The 19,024-nt window shown below is 66.8% G+C and carries 22 protein-coding genes and 1 tRNA gene; 13 read left to right on the forward strand and 10 right to left on the reverse strand.

What is annotated here, in order from left to right; all coding sequences use genetic code 11:
- Positions 1-22 precede the first annotated feature (22 nt).
- Positions 23-130: transfer RNA gene (locus BV210_RS07015), tRNA-Ile, on the forward strand.
- A gap of 183 nt (positions 131-313) precedes the next feature.
- On the opposite strand, the gene BV210_RS07020 is transcribed toward BV210_RS07015, so the two are convergent.
- Together BV210_RS07020 and BV210_RS20755 are read right to left on the reverse strand one after the other, a co-directional pair.
- Positions 314-1,414 carry an aminopeptidase gene (locus tag BV210_RS07020; RefSeq protein WP_077205942.1) on the reverse strand — a complete coding sequence of 367 codons (1,101 nt, stop codon included), beginning with the start codon at positions 1,412-1,414 and terminating at the stop codon, positions 314-316.
- A 230-nt stretch (positions 1,415-1,644) separates the two neighbouring features.
- Entirely contained in the window at positions 1,645-1,773 is a 129-nt protein-coding gene (locus tag BV210_RS20755; protein ID WP_256385563.1) for a hypothetical protein, read from the reverse strand.
- 105 nt (positions 1,774-1,878) lie between these two features.
- Between BV210_RS20755 and BV210_RS20455 the strand changes: the two genes are divergently transcribed.
- On the forward strand, positions 1,879-2,703 hold the full coding sequence (locus BV210_RS20455; protein WP_077205943.1) for a helix-turn-helix domain-containing protein: 825 nt from the start codon (positions 1,879-1,881) through the stop codon (positions 2,701-2,703).
- A gap of 203 nt (positions 2,704-2,906) precedes the next feature.
- Here the strand turns inward: BV210_RS20455 and BV210_RS07030 are convergent, their stop codons facing one another.
- The gene (locus BV210_RS07030; protein ID WP_077205944.1) at positions 2,907-3,416 is read right to left on the reverse strand and encodes a metallophosphoesterase; all 510 of its coding nucleotides are present in this window, start codon (positions 3,414-3,416) and stop codon (positions 2,907-2,909) included.
- A gap of 108 nt (positions 3,417-3,524) precedes the next feature.
- Between BV210_RS07030 and BV210_RS07035 the strand changes: the two genes are divergently transcribed.
- Both BV210_RS07035 and BV210_RS07040 read left to right on the forward strand, forming a co-directional pair.
- On the forward strand, positions 3,525-4,481 hold the full coding sequence (locus tag BV210_RS07035) for a cation diffusion facilitator family transporter (protein WP_077205945.1): 957 nt from the start codon (positions 3,525-3,527) through the stop codon (positions 4,479-4,481).
- A gap of 140 nt (positions 4,482-4,621) precedes the next feature.
- The gene (locus BV210_RS07040; protein ID WP_253741657.1) at positions 4,622-6,745 is read left to right on the forward strand and encodes a helicase C-terminal domain-containing protein; all 2,124 of its coding nucleotides are present in this window, start codon (positions 4,622-4,624) and stop codon (positions 6,743-6,745) included.
- A 1-nt stretch (position 6,746) separates the two neighbouring features.
- On the opposite strand, the gene BV210_RS07045 is transcribed toward BV210_RS07040, so the two are convergent.
- The 3 genes from BV210_RS07045 to BV210_RS07055 are packed head-to-tail and all read right to left on the reverse strand — an operon-like array spanning position 6,747 to position 7,761.
- Positions 6,747-7,256, reverse strand: a complete 510-nt coding sequence (locus BV210_RS07045; protein ID WP_077205947.1) for a 2'-5' RNA ligase family protein — start codon at positions 7,254-7,256, stop codon at positions 6,747-6,749.
- A 48-nt stretch (positions 7,257-7,304) separates the two neighbouring features.
- Positions 7,305-7,520, reverse strand: coding sequence for a hypothetical protein (locus tag BV210_RS07050; RefSeq protein WP_077205948.1), 216 nt, complete (start codon positions 7,518-7,520; stop codon positions 7,305-7,307).
- A 58-nt stretch (positions 7,521-7,578) separates the two neighbouring features.
- Positions 7,579-7,761, reverse strand: coding sequence for a hypothetical protein (locus BV210_RS07055; RefSeq protein ID WP_077205949.1), 183 nt, complete (start codon positions 7,759-7,761; stop codon positions 7,579-7,581).
- A 357-nt stretch (positions 7,762-8,118) separates the two neighbouring features.
- On the opposite strand from BV210_RS07055, the gene BV210_RS07060 reads away from it, so the two are divergent.
- The 9 genes from BV210_RS07060 to argF all read left to right on the forward strand — a co-directional run bounded on the left by BV210_RS07060 (position 8,119) and on the right by argF (position 17,285).
- A complete protein-coding gene (locus tag BV210_RS07060; protein ID WP_077205950.1) occupies positions 8,119-9,381 on the forward strand; it encodes an argininosuccinate synthase in 1,263 nt (420 codons plus the stop codon).
- A 3-nt stretch (positions 9,382-9,384) separates the two neighbouring features.
- Complete coding sequence (argH, locus tag BV210_RS07065; RefSeq protein ID WP_077205951.1) at positions 9,385-10,917, forward strand: argininosuccinate lyase; 1,533 nt, start codon at positions 9,385-9,387, stop codon at positions 10,915-10,917.
- A gap of 229 nt (positions 10,918-11,146) precedes the next feature.
- Positions 11,147-11,311 (forward strand): lysine biosynthesis protein LysW, encoded by a 165-nt coding sequence (lysW, locus tag BV210_RS07070; protein WP_077205952.1) that lies wholly within the window; start codon positions 11,147-11,149, stop codon positions 11,309-11,311.
- A 46-nt stretch (positions 11,312-11,357) separates the two neighbouring features.
- Entirely contained in the window at positions 11,358-12,272 is a 915-nt protein-coding gene (locus tag BV210_RS07075) for a RimK family alpha-L-glutamate ligase (RefSeq protein ID WP_077205953.1), read from the forward strand.
- Positions 12,272-13,327, forward strand: coding sequence for an N-acetyl-gamma-glutamyl-phosphate reductase (gene argC, locus BV210_RS07080; RefSeq protein WP_077205954.1), 1,056 nt, complete (start codon positions 12,272-12,274; stop codon positions 13,325-13,327). The genes BV210_RS07075 and argC overlap by 1 nt, the downstream gene beginning before the upstream one ends.
- 22 nt (positions 13,328-13,349) lie before the next feature.
- Entirely contained in the window at positions 13,350-14,177 is an 828-nt protein-coding gene (locus BV210_RS07085; protein WP_077205955.1) for an acetylglutamate/acetylaminoadipate kinase, read from the forward strand.
- Positions 14,174-15,313, forward strand: coding sequence for an aspartate aminotransferase family protein (locus tag BV210_RS07090; RefSeq protein WP_077205956.1), 1,140 nt, complete (start codon positions 14,174-14,176; stop codon positions 15,311-15,313). Before BV210_RS07085 ends, BV210_RS07090 begins: the two co-directional genes overlap by 4 nt.
- Positions 15,310-16,395 carry a [LysW]-lysine hydrolase gene (locus BV210_RS07095; RefSeq protein WP_077205957.1) on the forward strand — a complete coding sequence of 362 codons (1,086 nt, stop codon included), beginning with the start codon at positions 15,310-15,312 and terminating at the stop codon, positions 16,393-16,395. Before BV210_RS07090 ends, BV210_RS07095 begins: the two co-directional genes overlap by 4 nt.
- A 2-nt stretch (positions 16,396-16,397) precedes the next feature.
- Positions 16,398-17,285, forward strand: coding sequence for an ornithine carbamoyltransferase (argF, locus tag BV210_RS07100; RefSeq protein ID WP_077205958.1), 888 nt, complete (start codon positions 16,398-16,400; stop codon positions 17,283-17,285).
- Positions 17,286-17,564: 279 nt separating this feature from the next.
- On the opposite strand, the gene BV210_RS07105 is transcribed toward argF, so the two are convergent.
- From BV210_RS07105 to BV210_RS07120, 4 genes are all read right to left on the reverse strand, one after another.
- Positions 17,565-17,762 (reverse strand): hypothetical protein, encoded by a 198-nt coding sequence (locus BV210_RS07105; RefSeq protein ID WP_077205959.1) that lies wholly within the window; start codon positions 17,760-17,762, stop codon positions 17,565-17,567.
- A complete protein-coding gene (locus BV210_RS07110) occupies positions 17,755-17,973 on the reverse strand; it encodes a hypothetical protein (protein WP_077205960.1) in 219 nt (72 codons plus the stop codon). Before BV210_RS07110 ends, BV210_RS07105 begins: the two co-directional genes overlap by 8 nt.
- Before the next feature lie 243 nt (positions 17,974-18,216).
- Positions 18,217-18,441 carry a helix-turn-helix transcriptional regulator gene (locus tag BV210_RS07115; RefSeq protein ID WP_077205961.1) on the reverse strand — a complete coding sequence of 75 codons (225 nt, stop codon included), beginning with the start codon at positions 18,439-18,441 and terminating at the stop codon, positions 18,217-18,219.
- Entirely contained in the window at positions 18,438-18,839 is a 402-nt protein-coding gene (locus BV210_RS07120; RefSeq protein ID WP_077205962.1) for a DUF2178 domain-containing protein, read from the reverse strand. Before BV210_RS07120 ends, BV210_RS07115 begins: the two co-directional genes overlap by 4 nt.
- Positions 18,840-19,024 lie beyond the last annotated feature (185 nt).

Consider the following 19,024-nt stretch of genomic DNA (forward strand, 5'->3'; position numbering starts at 1 on the left):
GCGCGCAGAATCCGCGGACAGAGGGCCCTTAGCTTAGTCTGGTTAGAGCACCCGGCTCATACCAATCACTGACAGCGGTCAGGGATTGTGGGTAACCGGGCGGTCGGTGGTTCAAATCCGCCAGGGCCCATCGACTTCGCTGCGAGCGCTCCGCGAGCAGCGAATCGTGTCCCTGGCGGTTTGAAGCAGACGACGAGCGAGTGGAACGAGCGAAGTCGGCGAGGTTCAAACCGCCAGGGCCCAATAGAGTTTGTGACGACGTTTAGCGCCTCCAATCGAATTATCTCGACGCAACCGAGAGTGGGGCAGAGTATTACGCTTCGAACCCGTCCTCGAACCTGAAGACGCCGTCCTGCTGCACCACGTTGCCGTCGACTTCGATGCGGGAGTCCTCGCTCATGTCGACGATCATGTCCACGTGCTGGGCGCTCTGGTTCTGGGTGTTGTCCTCGCCGACGGTCTCCTCGTAGGCCCGGCCGACGGCCATGTGGACGGTGTCGCCCATCTTCTCGTCGAACAGCATGTTGTAGGTGAACCGGTCGATGTCGCGGTTCATCCCGATCCCCAGCTCCCCGAGCCGTTTCGCGCCGGGGTCGGTTTCCAGAATCGACTCCAGGACCGCCTCGTTCTTTTCGGCGTCGTACTCCACGACCTCGCCGTCCTCGAAGACCAGTCGCGCACCGAGGACCTCGCGGCCGTTCTGGTAGACCGGTTTGTCGAACAGCACTTCGCCCTCGACGGAGTCGGGGACGGGCGCGGTGAACACCTCACCGCCGGGGAGGTTGTGCGTGTTCGTGTCGTTGAGGGCGTGGTTGCCCGCGATGGACATGGTCACGTCGGTCGTCTCGCCCGAGACGATCCGCACTTCCTCGCCGTCTTCGAGGATCTCGACCATGTGCTCCTGGAACTGTTCCTGTTCGTCCCAGTCTTTCAGGATGGCGTCGTAGACGAAGTTCTCGTAGGCCTCGGTGCTCATCTCGGCGAGCTGGGCGTTCGCGGGCGTAGGGTGCTGGGTGAGCGTCCAGCGGTCGGTGAGCCGTTCGTTCAGGATGGGGCTGTGGGCCTGCTGGTACTCGGCGGTCGTGTCGCTGTCCACGTCGTCCATCTCGGTGACGTTGGCGTTGGCCCGGATGACGACGTGGCAGTCGGCTTCCTCGACCAGCGCCTGCTCGTGGCCGGGCGTCTCGAACTCGACGTCGGCCTGATCGGCCGAGCGGAGGTAGCCCCGGATGGCCCGGCCGCTCCGGTTCGTCCGGAGGGTGACGGGGTGGGCACCGCGGTCGCCCGCGAGTTCGTACAGCGCGACGATCAGGTCGTCTGCGGCCGGTTCGGCCTTGATAACGAGGTTGTCGCCGGCGCTCAGATCGACGGCGTCTGCGAGCACCTGCGCGTGTTCGCGGATACGTGGGTCCATGTCACGGCAGATGGTCGGTTTGCGGTAATCGTTTTCGGAAGGTAGCGAGGCGCGATCGAAGCGAGCGGCTCGTCGATTGCGAGCGGGGAAGACGAGGTCGTCGACCTCGATTCTCGCGAGCTCCGCCCGCGAGAACGCGCCGACCCGCCAGCAACGAGGACGGGCGACGCGAGTCCTCGATACGAGTGAACGGCGACCAACGGGAGCCGTACGCGGCGAGGGACGGCCGCCTACCCGTTCCGTCGCCCTTCGTTCATCCCCTCTTTCATCGCCTTGGCGGTGCGGCGGAAAAACAGGTAGACGAGGAAGACGAAGCCGAGCATGACGGCGACCATCCCCCAGAGTACGAGATCGGCCATGTCGCGAGGTTGCTCCCGCGACGGCAAAGTCCTTTTCCTCGGCCCGGCTCGGATCCGGGAAGACGTAACAAAGTTGATGCCCGATGCTATCGTAGCCGGCGAACGATGTCGCTGTTGCCCTCCGAACCCGACACGTCCGCGGCCGAGGAGGCCGAGCCGCGCGTCATCGGCGTCGACTCAGAGGACGCCGACGACGTGCTGTCCGCGCTGACCTCCGAGACGGCCCGGCAGGTCCTGTCGGAACTCCACGACGACCCCGCTCCGCCCGCCGCCCTCTCCGAACGGGTCGACACCTCCCTCCAGAACGTCCAGTACCACCTCGAGAAACTGGAGGACGCCGGCGCGATCGAGGTGATCGACCAGATCTACTCCGAGAAGGGCCGCGAGATGAACGTCTACGCCCCCGCCGACCGCCCGCTGGTCATCATGGCCGGCGGGAACGACGACGACAGATCGAGCCTCCGGACCGCCCTTTCGCGCTTTCTCGGCAGCCTCGGAATCGTCGGAATCGCCAGCCTCGCCATCCAGGCCGCCATCGGAAACGGCGGGTTCCTGAACCCGACCGGGAGCCAGTCACCGACCGACTCCGATCCGGCCGCCGGGCCGGCCGCGGGCAACGCCACCGACAGTCCCACACCGTCCGGCGGGTCCGGGAACGGAACCGGGGACGGCGGCGACATCGGGATCGCTCAAACGGAGCCGACCTCGGCCAACGGCACCGACGCGCCCGGGCCGAGTACACCCGAGGCACTCGACAGCGAGACCGTCGATGCCGCCACCGAGACCGCACGGGCGGCGACCGAGACAGCCGCGTCTGGGGCCGGCGACGCCGTCGCCGGGGCGCTCTCGCTCCCGCCGGGATTGCTCTTCTTCCTCGGCGGCGTGACCGCGCTGGCCATCGTCGCAGGCGTCTGGTACTTCACGGACTGATCCGGCGAGCGGACTGGTTCGGCGGGCGAGTGGCCGTCTTCGCGCGGGTTCCCGATGACTAAAACGGTCGTTTGAGCTTTCGCTGGCTACATTTAAGTAGGGTCTGTAGCGACAGGTGCGCCCGCACGCTTCGGCCCTCCCGAGACCCGACTCGTCTCCGACTCGTTTCGAACCGCCGAATCCGTCCCGGGCGCGCCGCCTTCTCAGACCCGGAACCGCTCGAAGACAGTGCCGTCCGGATCGACCAGTCGTCCCTCGACGCCGTCACCGTCGCCGCCGGACTCCAGTTCTGCGTGTGCCGGCCGGTATCGCCGGGGCTGGGCGTAGCTGCCGGGGTTCAAGAGCGTCACACCGTCGCCCTCGTGGACGCCGGGGCGGTGGGAGTGACCGAAGACCACGAGGTCGGCGGCCTCCTGCCGGCCCAGCAGTGAGAGGGCGGTCTCGGTGTGTTCGTGACCGTGGACGACGACCAGGCGCAGGCCCTCGTGTTCGACGACGCGCTGGTCGGGGAGTCGGTCCCTGACGCCCGGCCGGTCGTTGTTGCCGACGACGCCGTACAGCCGTGCGGCCTCGGACTGGACGGCGTCGAGTACCGGTTCGGTCGTGAAGTCGCCGGCGTGGACGACGGCGTCGGCCTCGCGGACGGCGTCGAGGGTCCGGCCTTCCAGCCGGTGGCCTCCGGTGCCGTGTGTGTCGGAGACGACGGTGAGCATGGTCGCGGGTACGAGGAGGGCAGGTAAACCTCCGACGGATCGCGGCTGGCGTTGCGGTCGAATCGTCGGTCCAGAACGACTTTGAGGCTCCCTGTGGACCCATCGGTAATGGCAGGCAACAGCAAGGGGGTGGTCATCGCGGCGCTGATCGCCAACGGGGCGATCGCGATCATGAAGTTCGTGGGGTATCTGCTGACGCTCAGCCCGGCGATGCTCTCGGAGACGTATCACTCGATCTCCGACACGGGCAACCAGGTGTTCCTGCTGATCGGCATCCGCTACGGGGCCCGCGACGCCGACCGTCGCCACCCCTTCGGCTACGGGAAAGCGCAGTTCTTCTTCGCGTTCCTCGTCTCCGTGATGCTCTTTGGCATCGCCGGCTGGGAGTCGGCCAGACACGGCTACGAGGCGCTGGTGCACGGTGTCGACCACGCGGCCCGCCAGCCGACGATTCCGCTCACCGATATCACGCTGTCGTTCCCGCCCGTCTACGTCAACTACGCCGTCCTGATCGGGGCCATCGTCTTCGAGACCTACGCCTTCTGGAAGGCCCGGAAGGAACTCAAACGCCAGATCGACGTCCACGACTGGAGCGGGTACAAAGAAGCGTTCCGGAAGACCTCCGACGTGACGACGCTGACGGCGTTCACCGAGGACTTCATCGCGCTCGCGGGCGCGGGCATCGCGCTGTTCGGCGTCTACCTCTCGAACGTCACGGGGAACTCCGTGTACGACGCGGCCGCGGCGCTGATCATCGGACTCATGCTGATGGGCTTTGCCATCGCGCTCGCCTGGGAGAACAAGCGCCTCCTGATGGGTGAGAGTTTGCCCAGAGACGAGGAAGGGAAGATCCGGGAGCTCGTGGCGGGCTGGGACGGCGTCGACGAGGTCGTCGACCTTCGTACTGTGTACTTCGGGGCGGGACAGGTGTTGATCACGACCGACGTGGCTTTCGCTGCCGACCTCACTGCCGAGGCACGGGAGGAGACCATCGCGGATATCGAAGCCGCCATCCGAGAGGTCGAACCCTTCGCCGACCGGATCTACGTCGAACCGGTGGATTGAGACGCCCGGCCCCGGCCGGCCGGACGCGAGACTTTTTGTCCGGGAGCGAACAAGGACCGAGTGTGTCGAGCGACGGAGACGACGCCGGCTACGTTCGATTCTTCCCGTACGACGAGCCCTACGACCACCAGCGCGACGCGATGGACCGCATCTACGACGCGCTCGGCGACGGGTCGGACGTGCTGTTCGAGGGCGCGACCGGGACCGGCAAGACCCTGGCCGCACTGGTGCCAGCACTGGAGTACGCCCGCGAGGAAGACAAGACGGTCGTCATCACGACGAACGTCCACCAGCAGATGCGTCAGTTCGTCCGGGAGGCCCGTGCCATCACCGAACAGGAGCCGATCCGCGCGGTCGTCTTTCGCGGGAAAGGGTCGATGTGCCACGTCGACGTGGGCTACGAGGAGTGTCAGGCCCTGCGGGACACCACCCGCGAGATCGTCGAGAAAGAGCAGGACCTCGCGGAACTGAACGAGCGCGAAGAGACGCTGCTGGAGGAGAGCCAGGCCGGCAGCGAGGAGGCCGCCGAGGCCCGCGGCGCGGTCGTCGAGGAACTGGAGGCCGTCGAGGAGGACCTCGAGGACCTGCGGGAGACCGGCAACACCTGTGACTACTACTACCAGAATCTGACGGGGAACACGGACGCCTTCTACGAGTGGCTGTTCGCGGACGTGCGCGACCCCGACGACATCTACGAGTACGCCGAGATGGAGGGGTTCTGCGGCTACGAACTCCTCAAAGAGGGGATGGAAGGCGTCGACCTCGTCGTCTGTAACTACCACCACCTGCTCGATCCGGGGATCCGCGAGCACTTCTTCCGGTGGCTCGGGCGGGACCCCGAGGACGTGATCACCGTCTTCGACGAGGCCCACAACGTGGAGGATGCGGCCCGGGACCACGCGACCCGCACCCTCACGGAGAACACCCTCGACAGCGCGCTGGACGAACTCGCCGAACAGGACGATCCGCGAGCCGAGGCCGCACGGAACGTCGTCCAGGCCTTCCGCTCGGCGCTGGTCGAGACCTACGACGACGCCCTCGGATTCGGCGAGCGCGAGCGAATCGAGGAGAACTGGGAGGATCTCACGATCACCAACGAAGGTGGCCGCGACGACCTGACCATCGCCTTCCTGCAGGCCTACACCGGGCCGGGCTACGACGTGGACCTCCGGGAGGCGCTGAAGTTCGCCCGCGCGCTGGACGAGAAGTACGAGGAGGCGTACAAGAACGGCGAGACCAGCACCCGACAGGAGTGTCAGACCCTTCAGACTATCCAGTTCGTCAGGATGTGGATGGACGAGGGCGACGCCCAGGGCCACTACCCGGTGGTGAGCGTCCGCCGTGACGACGCGAGCGGCGACGTCTACGGCCGGGCCGAACTCTACCGGTGTATCCCACAGGAGGTCACCCGGTCGCTGTTCGAGGAACTCCACGCCAGCGTGCTGATGAGCGCGACACTGCGTCCCTTCCCGGTCACCGAGGACGTACTCGGCCTCGACGACCCCGAGACGATGGCCTACGGCGCGCAGTTCCCCGAGGAACGGCGACGGACCTACGCCGTCGAAGCGCCGGCGCTCTTCGCCAGCGAGCGCGACGATCGCGCGGTCCAGGACACCGTGACCGGCGTCCTCGAAGACGCCATCAGGTTCACGCCGGGCAACACGCTCGCCTTCTTCCCGAGTTACAGCGAAGCCGAGCGCTATCACGACCGGGTGCAGACCGCCGGCGACCGGTACCTCGATAAACCCGCGACGAGCGCCAGAGAACTCCGCGAGGAGTTCACGGATAGCCAGAACGGCGTCCTCTTTACGTCGCTGTGGGGTACCCTCGCGGAGGGCGTGAGCTTCGACGACGGCGACGCTCGGACCGTCGTCGTCGTCGGCGTCCCCTATCCCCATCTGGACGACCGGATGGAGGCGGTGCAGGAGGCTTACGACCAGGCCTTCGGCGACGGCGGCGGCGAGTGGATGGGGACCGAGGACGCGGGCTGGGCCTACGCCGTCGAGATTCCCACGGTCCGCAAGACCCGGCAGGCGCTGGGGCGGGTCGTCCGCTCGCCCGAGGACTTCGGGGCGCGCGTGCTGGTCGACAAACGCTACACGGAACTCGGCGAGCGGGAACTGGGTAACTATACCGTGCGGGAGACGTTCCCGCCGGAGGAGCGCGCGGAGATGATCGACATCGACCCGGAGAAACTGAAGTTCGCGATGCTGAACTTCTACGGCGACATGGACGCCTGGGACGGAGCGCCGCCGAAACCGTAGGTCACGCCGGCAGCGAGACGCCGCTGACCGGTTCGATACGTTCGGAGTCCCAGAAGATCAGTTCGTCGACGGTCCACTCGATGGGATCGATCTCACGCGCCTGTAGCTGCTGGGCGGCCGCCGGGTCACCGCCCCGGGCGATGGTGACGTGCGGTGAGTACCCCTCGCCCTCGATGTCGTCGACGGGGTCGAATACCGTACAGAGGTCCTCGTGGAGCGCCCGGAGGCCGGGGCTCTCGACGGCCAGATAGACGACGGGGGAACTGCCGACGGGTGCCTCCTCGAACACCTCGATACCGGTTATCCGGGCGTCGAACGGTGCCGTGCCGGCGAGCGCTTCCCGGGTGCGTGCTTCGAGGCGGGCGTACTCACCGGGGCCGTCGCCGCCGAGTCGCTTGACACCCAGCGTGTGGCGACCGCGGTCGCGGGTGTGTGCGGTCGGGAGGTCCGTCGCCAGCCGACTCGCGAGGGCCGCGACCGACGACGGGACCGGAACGTTCAGACTGTACACGCGTCTCTCGAGGGGCTTGGCGATCAAAGGACTGCTGGTCGCGACCGCCTAGAAGTTCGCGATGAACAGGAGGCCCGCCGCCACGAATCCCAGCAGGATCAACAGCAGCGGAAACATCGGAATCGTGATATCCCAGTAGGCGGCCAGTCCCTGGAAGATGACCATCAACTGGAGTAACCCCAGCCCCAGGAAGATAAACAGGTTTCTGACCTTCGTCGCTGTGACGCGGCCCTCACTGGCCGCTGTGACTTGCCCCTCTCCCATAGGGGTGAAATCTACCGGTTTCAGCTTAAATCCCATGGTCTGACAGTCGACACCCGACTCAGATTCTGTCGAGGAAGTAGAGAACGATGAGGGCGAGGATCACCAGCGCGAGGACGGGGCCGAGGAAGCTAAACAGTGCGCCGACGACTTCTTCGACGAGTTCGACCGCGAGCAGGACGATCACCAGGACCAGTACGATCTTCAGCAGGTCGTCCGTATCGAGTGCGGCGCGGAGGTTCATGTTGGATTCTGCGACCGACGACGACATAGGGGTTGTGGCCGTCCTGCAGTGTCGCGGCCCGGAACGGCCGCTGAGCCCGGTCACGAGATGTGCCACCGCGCGGCACGGGAACGGCATCTCGGAAGGTTTTAATACGAATCTCCGGTAGGTCGGGGTACATGACACGGACCTGCGGAACCGGTTCGCTCCCGAGCGAGACCGGCGGGTCCGTTCACCGTTTTCCGCGACCGCGAGAGTTCCGACGACGGGGCCGTTAGGCCCACCTCATTCCCACTTCACTCCACGGTCGTTTCGTCTCGAACCGCCCACTGACTGGTGCCGGGCGGTCCGCATCACACCACGATTCACACAACACACATGCCAGAACCCGACGACACCGAAGGAACGGTCGCGCTCGCCTTTTCCGGCGGGCTCGACACGACAGTCTGCGTACCGCTGCTGAAAGAAGAATACGGCTACGACGACGTGATCGGCGTCACCGTCGACGTGGGCCAGCCCGCAGAGGAGTTCGACGAGGCCGAGGAGACCGCCGAGGCGCTGGGCCTCGATCACTACGTGGTCGACGCGAAAGCCGAGTTCGCCGACCTCTGTATGGACGCCGTCAAGGCCAACGCAACCTACCAGGGCTACCCGCTCGGGACCGCGCTGGCCCGGCCCGTCATCGCCACGGCGATCCTCGAAGTCGCCGAGGAGCAGGGCTGTACCGCCCTCGCCCACGGCTGTACCGGCAAGGGCAACGACCAGCTCCGCTTCGAGACGGTCTGGCGCGACTCGGATCTGAACGTCCACGCGCCCGTGCGTGAACTCGGCCTCACCCGCGAGTGGGAACAGGAGTACGCCGAGGAGAAGGACCTGCCCGTGGAAGGCGGCGACGGCGGCCGCTGGAGCATCGACACGAACCTCTGGAGTCGCTCGGTCGAGGGCTCGGAACTCGAAGACCCCGCGCACGTGCCCAGCGAGGAGATCTACGACTGGACGGAGAGTCCCAGCGGCAAGGACGCCGAACTGGTCGACATCGAGTTCGAGCAGGGCGAAGTCGTCGCCGTCGACGGCGAGCAGATGGAGCCCGTCGAGATCATCGAACAGCTGAACGAACAGGCCGGCGCACACGGCATCGGCCGCACGGACACGATGGAAGACCGGATGCTCGGCCTCAAGGTGCGCGAGAACTACGAGCACCCCGCGGCCACCGTGTTGCTGGCCGCCCACGAGGCCCTCGAAGGCCTCGTCCTCACCAAGGAAGAGCGCAGTTTCAAACAGGGCATCGACCAGGAGTGGGCAGAGAAGGGCTACCAGGGCCTCGTCAAGGCGCCACTCTTCCGCGCGCTCGAAGGGTTCATCGAGGAGACCCAGACGCGCGTCACCGGCACCGTCACTGTCAAACTCGAAGGCGGGCAGGCCCGTCCGGTCGCCCGCGAGAGCGAGTACGCCTGCTACGCGGAGGGGCAGGCTTCCTTCAACACGGAAGCGGTCACGGACGACATCGAACAGGCCGACGCCACCGGCGTCGCCAAGTACCACGGCTTCCAGGAGCGCCTGGCGAACAAGGTCAGCGAGGCCGTCGACAGCGCGGCCGCGGAGGCCGTGACGGACGGCGGAAACGACGGCGACGAGAACTGAACGATGAGCGAGGAACCCACCGACGGCGAGGACGCCGACGCCGGCGGCGACACCGTCGGAGCAAGCTCCGACGAGCCCCCGGTCGCTGACGCTCCCGGGGATGTCGTCCGCCGGGACCGCTTCAGCGGCGGCCCCGCCCGCGGGTTCCTCTCCTCGCTCGCGGCAGACGAGCGCATCTTCGCCGCAGACCTCGCCGTGGACCGCGCCCACGTCGTGATGCTCGCCGAACAGGGCATCGTCGACGACGAGGACGCGGGCGAAATCCTCGCGGCGCTCGACGAGATCGAGGACGCGGGCCACGCCGAACTGCCCGACGGTGAGGACGTGCACGCCGCAATAGAGACGGCGGTGATCGACGCCGTCGGCCCCGAGGGCGGCCGGATGCACACCGCGCGCTCGCGCAACGACGAAGTGGCGGCCTGTATCCGCTACCGCCTGCGTTCGGATCTGCTCGACGCCGTCGAGACGGTCGTGGGCGCACGCGAGCAGTTGGTCGACGCGGCCGAGGACCACGCCGAGACGCTGATGCCGGGGTTCACCCACCTCCAGTACGCCCAGCCGACGACGGTGGGCCACTACCTGCTCTCCTACGAGCGGGCGCTGGCCCGCGACACCGAGCGGTTGCTGGCCGCCTACGCGCGGACGAACCGCTCGCCGCTGGGCGGGGCGGCCTTCGCGGGCACGCCCTTCGACATCGACCGCGAGCGGACAGCCGACCTGCTCGGATTCGATTCGGTACTCGGGAACTCGATGGACGGCGCGTCCGCACGCGACTTCCTGCTGGAGGCGACGACCGCACTCGCCAATCTGGCGACGACGCTGTCGGGACTCGCCGAGGACATCGTGATCTTCGCGAACGACGGGTACGTGGACCTCAGCGACGACTACTCGTCGACCTCGTCGATCATGCCCCAGAAGAAGAACCCGGACACGCTGGAACTGGTGCGGGCCCGGGCGGGCGACGCCCACAGCGCGGTGTCCGGACTCCTGACCACGCTGAAGGGACTGCCCCGGGCGTACAACCGTGATCTCCAGCGCGCTGGCCAGTACGGCTGGGACTCGATCGACGCCGTGATCGAGGCCACGGAGGTCGCGGCCGGTGCGGTCGCCACGGCCGAGTGGAACGAGGAGCTACTGGCCGAGGAGGCCGGCGCGGGCTTCTCGACGGCGACGGGTGTCGCGGACCTGCTCGCGATGGAAGGGTTGCCCTTCCGGACGGCCCACGAACTGGTCGCGGTGGCGGCCGAGCGGTCGGCCGATCCCGACTACGAGACGCTGGAGGCGGCGGCCGAGGAGGTGCTGGGCGAGTCGCTGTCTGCATACACTGACCGTGGGGCCGTCGAGGACGCGCTGGACCCCGCCGAAAGCGTGGCGAGTCGGGACTCGGCCGGTGGGCCGGCTCCCGATGCGGTGGCCGATCAGCTGTCGGCGGCCCGGGCCGACCTCGACGCCGACCGCGAGACGCTGGCGGACAAACGGACCGCGCTGGCCGATGCCGAGAACCGTCTCCGCGAGGTGGTGGCCGCCTATGTCTGAGTCCCGACCCGTTCGGCAGCGACGTGAACTCCCGCGAGGCCGGGGCGCAGCGGCCCCCGCACCGCGACCGCGATCCCCGCGAGGGGACGAATTACCAGAATCATGATAACGAAATCGTGAAATGCCGCCACGGTCGCTTTTGCTACGGTTAGACGGTAGTTTGCGTTGTTAATTCTCCCCGACAGGTCCGAAGGGTTTAAGTAGTAACGAGCGTGACTTGCAGGTACCAATGACGGAATGCATCGAGTGTGGGGCGGAGGTTACCCTGCACGACGACCTGGAAGTGGGAGAGATCGTCGACTGTTCGACCTGCGGTGCGGAGCTGGAAGTCGTCGACACCGACCCCGTCGAGCTGGACACGGCGCCCGAGCTCGAAGAGGACTGGGGCGAGTGAGCGTGCGTTCGGCCGCGCGGTACGGCTGCTGCCGGCCGGTGATACCATGAATTTCGGCATACTCTACTCGCGCATTCGCAAAGACGAGAAGCTCCTCCTCTCGGAGCTTCGTGACCGGGGGCACGAGGTCACGAAGATCGACGTCCGCAAACAGCAGTTCGGACTGTCCGAGCCGCCTGCTGACTTCGAGGGCGTCGACCTCGTGGTCGACCGGTGTCTCGCGACCAGTCGCAGCGTCTACGCCACGCGCTTCATCGACGCCTACGACATCCCGGTCGTCAACCACCCCGACACCGCCGACGTCTGTGCCGACAAGGCCAAAAACAGCCTCGCGCTGGTCGAGGATGCGGTCCCGACGCCGGACACCAAAGTCGCGTTCACCAAGGACGCGGCCATGGAAGCCATCGAGGACTTCGGCTACCCCTGCGTCCTCAAGCCCGTCGTGGGCTCGTGGGGTCGCCTGATGGCCAAGATCGACAGCCGGACGGCCGCCGAGGCCATCCTCGAACACAAAGAGACCCTGGGCCACTACGAGCACAAGGTGTTCTACGTCCAGGAGTACGTCGACAAGGGCGGCGAGGACATCCGCGTGCTCGCGACCGACGGCGAACCAGTCGCCGCGATGGTCCGGTCCTCGGACCACTGGATCACCAACGCCGCGAAGGGAGCCGAGACCGACGCGTTCGGGCTCGACGACGAGGCCCTCGACCTCGTGGAGCGGGCCTCCGAGGCAGTCGGCGGCGGCCTGCTGGGCGTCGACCTCATGGGGACAGGCGAGGCGCAAAGCTCCTCGGAAGGGTCGAGCGGCGACGAGCCGCGAGACTACGGCTACACCGTCCACGAGGTCAACCACAACGTCGAGTTCAAGGCGCTGAACGAAGCGACCGACGTGGACGTGCCCGCCCGCGTGGTCGACTGGCTCGAAACCAAGGCCGAGCAGGAACAGGGGGTGAGCGCCTGATGTCCGCGGACGGCGAACCCTCGCTCACTGCCTCGGTCGTCGGTGGCACCGGCTTCACCGGCGGGGAACTCCTGCGCCTGCTGGCTGGGCACCCCGACTTCGAGATCGTCCAGGCGACGAGTCGCTCGAAGGCCAACAAGACGGTCGGCCACCAGCACCCCAACCTGCGGGATCTGGACCTGCGCTTTTCGAGTCCGGACGACCTCGAATCGGTCGACGTGCTGTTCGCCGCGACGCCCCACGGCGTCACGATGGAGCAGATCGACGAGTTCCGCGAGGCCGCGGGCACCGTCGTCGACCTGTCGGCGGACTTCCGGCTGGACACCGAACAGCAGTACGACGAGTGGTACGACGGTCACAGTCGGCCCGAACTCCTCGAAAAGGCCGAGTATGCACTACCCGAGCTGAACCGTGAGAACCTCGAAGGGGCCGAGATCGTCGCCTCCGGCGGCTGTAACGCCACTGCGACGATCATGGGACTGCTGCCCCTGTTCGAGGAGGGCGTGCTCTCCGGCGACGAGCAGATCGTCGTCGACGTGAAGGTCGGCTCCTCGGAGGGCGGTGCCGGCGGCGGGGAGGCCTCCAGCCACCCCGAGCGCTCCGGCGTCGTCCGGCCCTACGCGCCCACCGGGCACCGCCACGAGGCCGAGATCCAGCAGTTCCTCGGCGTCGACGTGTCCTTCACCGTCCACGCGGTGGAGATGATCCGCGGCGCGAGCGCGACCTGTCACGTCTTTCCTGAAGAGCCCGTCTCGAAAGGTGACCTCTGGTCGGCCTACCGCGGGCAGTACGAGGACGAACCGTTCGTCGAACTCGTTTCGGGCGGCGGTGGCGTCTACCGCTACCCCGAACCCAAGTCCGTCGCAGGGACGAACAAGGCCGAAGTCGGCTTCGAACTCGACCCCGGCAACAAACGGCTGGTCGTGTTCTCGGCCATCGACAACATGATGAAGGGCTCGGCCGGCCAGGCCGTCCACGCAGCCAACGTCGCCCTGGGCCTCGACGAGACAGCGGGCCTCGACATCCGTGGCCTGCATCCCGTGGGCTCGCCGTAGCAACCGGAGAGGTATTTTCGTAATGACAACAGTTATCAAAGTCGGTGGCGCTCGCGCGGTCGATCCCGCGGGTGCCCTTTCGGATATCGCAGCATTGTACGAGGACGGCGAGGACGTGGCGGTCGTCCACGGCGGCTCCACGGCCGTCGACGACACGCTGGAGCGACTCGGCATCGAACCGGAGTACGTCGAGACGCCGAGCGGCGTGGTCGGTCGGTTCACCGACGCGGAGACGATGGAGGTGTTCGAGATGGTCTTCGGCCACCTGAACACCCAGCTGGTCGCTGGCCTGCAGAGCCTCGACGTCGACGCGGTCGGACTCAACGGCGTCGACGGAAAGCTCCTGCACGGTCCCCGGAAGTCGGCGGTCCGGGTCGTCGAGGACGGCAAGAAGAAGATCAAGCGCGGTGATCACTCCGGGACGATCAAGCAGGTCAACGGTGACCTGCTGGAGTCGCTGCTGAGTGATGGATACGTCCCTGTCGCCGCGCCGCCGATGGCCGGTGCAGATGACGGCGACGTGATCCCCGTCAACACCGACGCCGACCGCTCGGCGGCGGCGATCTCGGGCGAACTCGGCGGGACGCTCGTCCTGCTGACGGACGTGGAAGGCGTCTACGAGGACCCCGACGATCCCGACACGCTGATCGAGACGGTCGAGACGAGCGCGGAGTGGGAGGCCCTCGAAGCGGCCGCCGAGGGATTCATGAGCCGGAAGATCATGGCGGCCGAGGAGGCCCTCGAATCGGGGGCCGACGAGGTCGTCATCGCGGACGCCAACGCCGACGAGCCGATCCTCTCGGCGCTCGACGGCGGCGGCACACACCTGTATCAGGAGGCACTACAATGAGCGGATTCGTCTTCAACGAGAAACCCATCCAGATCGAACGCGGCGAGGGAGCGTACCTCTACGGATCGGACGGCACCGAGTACCTCGACATGGGGGCCAGTTACGCCTGCGTCCCGCTGGGGCACGACCACCCCGCGGTGCAGGCGGCCGTCCGCGAGCAGCTGGACGACCTCACCTACGTGCAGGCGTCCTACCCCGTCGAGACCCGGACGCGGCTGTACGACCTGCTGGCCGACACCGCGCCCGGCGACATCGACTACACGTGGCTCTGTAACTCGGGCACGGAAGCCAACGAGGCAGCGCTGAAGTTCGCCCGCTCGGCCACGGGGAACTCCAAGATCGTCGCCACGATGCAGGGCTTCCACGGCCGGACGATGGGCGCGCTGGCGACCACGTGGAAGGACAAGTACAAGAAGCCCTACGAGCCCCTGATCGGCGACGTGGAGTTCGTCCCCTACGACGACCCCGAGGCGATGGAACAGACTGTGGACGACGACACCGCCGCAGTCATCGTGGAACCCGTCCAGGGCGAGGGCGGGATCAACCCCGCGAGTCAGGAGTTCCTCCAGCGGACCCGTGAGGTCACCGAGAACGCGGGCGCGGCGCTGATCTTCGACGAGGTCCAGACCGGGATGGGCCGGACCGGAAGCCTGTGGGCCGCCGACGAGTCCGGCGTGGTGCCCGACATGATCACGAGCGCGAAGGGGCTAGGCAACGGCCTGCCCATCGGCGCGACGCTGTGCCGGGAGTGGATCGCCGAGAACTACGGCTCCCACGCCTCGACGTTCTCGGGTGGGCCCGTCATCTCGGCGGCCGCCGAGGCGACCGTCGAGACGATCACGGAGGAAGGAATCACCGAGAACGCGGCCCGTATCGGCTCGTACATCCAGGAGCGACTCGACGACGAACTCGGCGACGACGTGCGTGAGGTCCGCGGCGAAGGCCTGATGATCGGCGTCGAGGTCGGTCGCGGGGCCAACCGCGTGCTCAAGGAACTCGCCTTGAACCACGGCGTGCTGGCGCTGCCGGCGGGCCGGACGGTCGTGCGCCTGCTCCCGCCGCTTTCGATCACCGAGGACCACGCCGACGAGGTCGTCGACGCGCTCACAGCAACGATCACGGAGGACGAGGGATGAGCGGGACCCAGTTCACCAGTCAGAGCACGATCGACGTGGACGGGGAGGCCCGCCAGTTGCTCGTCGATCTGGTCTCGACGCCCTCGGTCTCGGGCGAGGAGCGTCGCTGTGCCGAGGTGCTGGTCTCGTACTTCGAGGAACACGACCGCGAGGTCTGGATCGACGAGATCGGCAACGTCCGCGCGCCCGCCGACGACGGCGTCCTCCTGACCTCCCACATCGACACCGTCCCCGGGGACATCCCCGTCGAGATCCGCGAGGCCGAAGACGGCGACGCCGAGGCCCTCTGGGGCCGCGGAAGCGTCGACGCGAAGGGGCCGCTGGCGGCGATGGCCGTCGCCGCGGTTCGAACGGGAGCCTCGTTCGTCGGCGTCGTCGGCGAGGAAGTCGACTCCCGTGGCGGCCGCTATCTGGTCGAGGATCGCGAGGCCGCGCCCGACGCCGTGATCAACGGCGAACCCTCCGGCTGGGAGGGGATCACGCTGGGCTACCGCGGCCTGGTGGCCGGCACCTACGTCGCGACCAGCGAGTCGGGCCACACCTCCCGCCCGGAGAACAACGCTATCCAGGACGCCATCGCCTGGTGGTCGAACGTGGAAGCGGAGTTCGCCACCGACGAGTGGGAGGCGGTGTTCGAGCGGGTGACGCCCAAACCCACCAAGATCGACGGTGGGCTCACCGAGGACGGCCTCTCCGTCGAGGCGACGATGGAGGTCCAGTTGCGGGTGCCCCCGAGTATGAACACCGCGGAGATCATCGAGATCACCGAGGGTCATCTGGACGTGGCCGACCGCGTCCACTGGAAGGACAGGGTCGAACCGGTGATGATGTCGCCCCGGACCGACGTGGCGCGGGCGTTTCGCGCGTCCATCCGGCAGGCCGGCGGCGACCCACGCCTGCTCCGGAAGACCGGCACAAGCGATATGAACGTGTACGCACAGGAGTGGGACTGTCCCATGGTCACCTACGGCCCCGGCGATTCGGACCTCGATCACGCGCCCAACGAACACCTCGCGCTGTCCGAATACGACCGCTCGGTCGAGGTACTCGAAACGGTCGCAACCCGGCTTCTGGAGGAGTAGACATGGCACGCGCACTGCTCGACGTCGACGACCTGACCGCCGAAGAGTTGACTACCGTCCTCGACCGCGCCGCCGACCTGAAGGCGGCCGACGACGGCCGGCAACCGCTGGTCGATCGGACGCTGGGGATGATCTTCGAGAAACCATCGACCCGAACCCGAGTCTCCTTCGAGACGGGGATGACCCAGCTCGGGGGCCACGCCATCTTCCTCGGGCCGGACGACATCCACCTCGGCCACGGCGAGCCGATCAAGGACACCGCCCGCGCGGTCTCGCGGTACGTCGATTTCATCATGGCTCGCGTGTTCGACCACGCGGACGTGGTGGAACTGGGCGAGTACGCCACCGTCCCGGTAATCAACGGGCTGACCGACGACGCCCACCCCTGCCAGACGCTGGCGGACCTGCTGACGATCCGCGAGCGGTTCGGCGGGTTCGACGTGGACGTGGCCTGGGTCGGCGACGGCAACAACGTCGCCCAGTCGTTCGTCCTCGGCGCGGCGATGGCCGGCATCGACCTGACCGTCGCCACGCCCGAAGGGTACGGCATCGACGACGACGTTCTCAAGCGCGCCGCGGGACTCGGCGGCGAACCCGAGACCACCCACGATCCCGAGGCGGCCGTCGAAGACGCCGACGTGGTCTACACCGACGTGTGGGTCAGCATGGGGCAGGAGGACCAGCGCGAGCAGAAGCTCGCCGACTTCGATGGGTTTCAGGTCACCACCGACCTGCTCGGCGACCGGCCGCTGATGCACTGCCTTCCGGCCCACCGCGGCGAGGAAGTGACCGACGAAGCCTTGGAGAGCGAGAATTCGATCGTCTGGGATCAGGCGGAGAACCGGATGCACGCCCAGAACGGGCTGTTGGTGTGGCTGGCCGAGCAGTAGTTACGGCGAGCGGTGCGAGGGCGACCGTTGGGAGCCCTCGGTGAGGTGAGCGGCATCGCCGCGAACCGCCGGGAGCGAGCCGCTTTTTCGCCCACGTTTTTCGACGAGGGGTGACGAGCGGAGCGAGTCACCCGAGGAGAAAAAGGTGGAGGCGGAGAACCGGATGCACGCCCAGAACGGGCTGTTGGTGTGGCTGGCCGAGCAGTAGTACCGGCCACGAACGGAGTTTGTGGCCGCTTTTTCGCCCACTGTGCCGCGAGTGCGCAGTAGGGGACTACACTATCGACCGTAGAGCAGGTACGAGAACGCCAAGAAGGCGAGGATCGACCCGACGAAGAAGCTGACGAATCCAGCGATGGCCGAGCTTCGATTCCCGACGGTCGATCCAACCAGGAGTCCGACGAACGCCGAAGCGAGGAGGAGCGCCGCTCCAGTCTGCCACTCTTCGATGAAATCCACGATGGTCTTCTCACTCATATTGCTCACCCGGCAACACATCCCGGAGCGGCCGGAAGACGCCCACCCAGGAGATGAACAGGAGCATGCCGATTAGCTGGAGGGCGGCCAGCGACACGAGTTCGATCTGACCGGTCGCACTCAGCCAGGCGAACGCACCCGTTGCTGCAAGAACGAATAGCGCGACGGGGACGGGACCCGGTGCGGGGAGATCGGATAGCCGCGGGACCATGTCCCCAGCTCCTATTGGCTCGACTATCAATCTGGTGTCCCCCAGCCGTGGACGCAGATCGAAGCCGAGACTCAAACGACCGTTTGACTCTCCGGTACCGCTGTTATCCCCCCGTGTCAAGCGACGAACGGGTGGCTCACCACCCGCACCCTGCCCGCTACCGCCCGTGTTCGCCCCGCTGCCCTCTCACCCCGTCTCTCATGGAGGAGTTCGGGGGTACAACCTCCGTTTTCCGGTCGTTCGTCACTCGTGATCGCTTGCAGTCGTCTCGACGTCGACGTCGGGGTGGAAGATGTCCTCGACCGGACACTCGAAGAAGGCGGCGAGTTTGAACACGAGTTCGACGGAGGGGTCGTATCGGTTGCCCTCGACGGCATTTATGGTCTGGCGCGTGACGCCGACGTGTTCGGCCAGTTCGCGCTGGCTCAATCCGTACTGCTCGCGGTACTCCTGCAGTGAGTTCTTCATGCTGACCGTTTCCGTCCCAGCGCGAACGCGAGCGCGCCGTAGGTCAGGTACAGTACCGCGACGAACAGCGCGATGGCGGTGCTCCAGGGCCGCCACTCGAACAGATCGAGCCCCCACGCGACCGTCAGTGCGGGGAAGACGCCCGCGGAGGCCCAGCCGAAGATGGTGAGCGTCCAGTTCGCGGCCTCGCGGGAGATATTCGCGTCCCGTTCGTCGAAGACAGGGACATCGGCGGTGGCCTGCAGGCCGATCGCGCCGGCCATCGCGACGGCGTAGACACCCACGGCGACGAATGGTCGGTTCAAGATCGTGAACGCCGCGAGACCGAGCCCCGAGACGGCTGCCAGTCCAGCGACCGCCGAGCGAATCCGTCCCGCGCGGTCGAGCAGTGCCGTCATGGCTCCACACCTCGGCTCGACTCTCGAATCCGAATCGGTACAGCGCCGAACAGGAGGCCAGCGCCGATCTGTGCGTTCGCGTCGCGGGTTCGCTGTGCTCGTTCCATGCCTGCCACCTCGTCAAACGCTCTTGTCGTAAAGAGCGTTTTACAGTAAAACGTCTTTGACGTAGTAAAATAAGTTTT

This window comes from Halorientalis sp. IM1011 (assembly GCF_001989615.1).
Lineage (GTDB): Archaea > Halobacteriota > Halobacteria > Halobacteriales > Haloarculaceae > Halorientalis.

Bases quoted from the DNA above. Each gene is read 5' to 3' on its own strand.
- BV210_RS07020 (WP_077205942.1), bottom strand. From the start codon at position 1,414: ATGGACCCACGTATCCGCGAACACGCGCAGGTGCTCGCAGACGCCGTC.
- BV210_RS20755 (WP_256385563.1), bottom strand. From the start codon at position 1,773: ATGGCCGATCTCGTACTCTGGGGGATGGTCGCCGTCATGCTCGGCTTC.
- BV210_RS20455 (WP_077205943.1), top strand. From the start codon at position 1,879: ATGTCGCTGTTGCCCTCCGAACCCGACACGTCCGCGGCCGAGGAGGCC.
- BV210_RS07030 (WP_077205944.1), bottom strand. From the start codon at position 3,416: ATGCTCACCGTCGTCTCCGACACACACGGCACCGGAGGCCACCGGCTG.
- BV210_RS07035 (WP_077205945.1), top strand. From the start codon at position 3,525: ATGGCAGGCAACAGCAAGGGGGTGGTCATCGCGGCGCTGATCGCCAAC.
- BV210_RS07040 (WP_253741657.1), top strand. From the start codon at position 4,622: ATGGACCGCATCTACGACGCGCTCGGCGACGGGTCGGACGTGCTGTTC.
- BV210_RS07050 (WP_077205948.1), bottom strand. From the start codon at position 7,520: ATGGGAGAGGGGCAAGTCACAGCGGCCAGTGAGGGCCGCGTCACAGCG.
- BV210_RS07055 (WP_077205949.1), bottom strand. From the start codon at position 7,761: ATGAACCTCCGCGCCGCACTCGATACGGACGACCTGCTGAAGATCGTA.
- BV210_RS07060 (WP_077205950.1), top strand. From the start codon at position 8,119: ATGCCAGAACCCGACGACACCGAAGGAACGGTCGCGCTCGCCTTTTCC.
- argH (WP_077205951.1), top strand. From the start codon at position 9,385: ATGAGCGAGGAACCCACCGACGGCGAGGACGCCGACGCCGGCGGCGAC.
- lysW (WP_077205952.1), top strand. From the start codon at position 11,147: ATGACGGAATGCATCGAGTGTGGGGCGGAGGTTACCCTGCACGACGAC.
- BV210_RS07075 (WP_077205953.1), top strand. From the start codon at position 11,358: ATGAATTTCGGCATACTCTACTCGCGCATTCGCAAAGACGAGAAGCTC.
- argC (WP_077205954.1), top strand. From the start codon at position 12,272: ATGTCCGCGGACGGCGAACCCTCGCTCACTGCCTCGGTCGTCGGTGGC.
- BV210_RS07085 (WP_077205955.1), top strand. From the start codon at position 13,350: ATGACAACAGTTATCAAAGTCGGTGGCGCTCGCGCGGTCGATCCCGCG.
- BV210_RS07090 (WP_077205956.1), top strand. From the start codon at position 14,174: ATGAGCGGATTCGTCTTCAACGAGAAACCCATCCAGATCGAACGCGGC.
- BV210_RS07095 (WP_077205957.1), top strand. From the start codon at position 15,310: ATGAGCGGGACCCAGTTCACCAGTCAGAGCACGATCGACGTGGACGGG.
- argF (WP_077205958.1), top strand. From the start codon at position 16,398: ATGGCACGCGCACTGCTCGACGTCGACGACCTGACCGCCGAAGAGTTG.
- BV210_RS07105 (WP_077205959.1), bottom strand. From the start codon at position 17,762: ATGAGTGAGAAGACCATCGTGGATTTCATCGAAGAGTGGCAGACTGGA.
- BV210_RS07110 (WP_077205960.1), bottom strand. From the start codon at position 17,973: ATGGTCCCGCGGCTATCCGATCTCCCCGCACCGGGTCCCGTCCCCGTC.
- BV210_RS07115 (WP_077205961.1), bottom strand. From the start codon at position 18,441: ATGAAGAACTCACTGCAGGAGTACCGCGAGCAGTACGGATTGAGCCAG.
- BV210_RS07120 (WP_077205962.1), bottom strand. From the start codon at position 18,839: ATGACGGCACTGCTCGACCGCGCGGGACGGATTCGCTCGGCGGTCGCT.